Consider the following 1,189-nt stretch of genomic DNA (forward strand, 5'->3'; position numbering starts at 1 on the left):
AACAAGCATTATTTATTCAATGATCTTAGAGACGATACCGGCACCAACAGTACGACCACCTTCACGAATAGCAAAACGCAGTTTCTCTTCCATCGCTATCGGAACGATCAACGAAACATCCATCGCAACATTGTCACCTGGCATCACCATTTCCGTTCCTTCTGGAAGCGTAACAATACCTGTAACATCCGTCGTGCGGAAGTAAAACTGAGGACGATAATTCGTGAAAAATGGTGTATGACGTCCACCTTCATCTTTTGTCAAAATGTAAGCTTCTGCTTTAAACCGTGTATGAGGTGTAACGGATCCTGGCTTTGCCAATACTTGACCACGCTCAATCCCTTCACGGTCAACACCACGTAGCAGAGCCCCTATATTATCACCCGCTTGACCTTGATCCAAAAGCTTGCGGAACATTTCAACGCCTGTAACCGTCGTCTTAGACGTTGGACGAATACCGATAATCTCGATTTCTTCTCCAACTTTAATAACACCACGCTCAACACGACCCGTAACAACGGTTCCACGACCCGAAATTGAAAATACATCCTCTATCGGCATCAAAAATGGTTGATCAACAGGACGTTCAGGGGTTGGAATATAATTATCAACTTCACTCATTAAAAGACGAACAGCATCTTCACCAATGCTTTTATCCTTATCCTCAAGGGCTGCCAACGCAGAACCCTTAACAATTGGTATATCATCGCCTGGAAAATCATATTTGGATAAAAGTTCCCGAACCTCAAGCTCTACAAGCTCCAAAAGTTCTGCATCATCAACCTGATCAACTTTATTAAGAAAAACAACAATTGCTGGAACACCAACCTGACGTGCAAGCAAAATATGCTCACGCGTCTGAGGCATTGGGCCATCAGCTGCTGAAACAACCAAAATAGCACCATCCATCTGTGCTGCCCCTGTGATCATGTTTTTCACATAATCAGCGTGTCCTGGACAATCAACGTGCGCATAGTGACGATTTTCCGTTTCATACTCAACGTGTGCTGTAGAAATAGTAATTCCACGTGCGCGTTCCTCTGGCGCAGCGTCAATTTGGTCATAAGCTTTAAATTCACCAAAATATTTCGTAATCGCTGCTGTCAACGAGGTCTTCCCATGATCAACGTGACCAATCGTACCAATATTAACATGCGGTTTTGTTCGTTCAAACTTGCTCTTCGCCATT

General features: G+C 43.8%; 1 protein-coding gene. It reads right to left on the reverse strand.

Features of this window, described 5'->3' with window-relative positions:
- Window positions 1–12 precede the first annotated feature (12 nt).
- The gene (tuf, locus tag ACFIK1_RS03040; RefSeq protein WP_012755022.1) at window positions 13–1,188 is read right to left on the reverse strand and encodes an elongation factor Tu; all 1,176 of its coding nucleotides are present in this window, start codon (window positions 1,186–1,188) and stop codon (window positions 13–15) included.
- Window position 1,189 lies beyond the last annotated feature (1 nt).

Origin of the sequence: Bartonella sp. OC16QHHD, assembly GCF_042194035.1 — a bacterium.
GTDB lineage: Bacteria > Pseudomonadota > Alphaproteobacteria > Rhizobiales > Rhizobiaceae > Bartonella.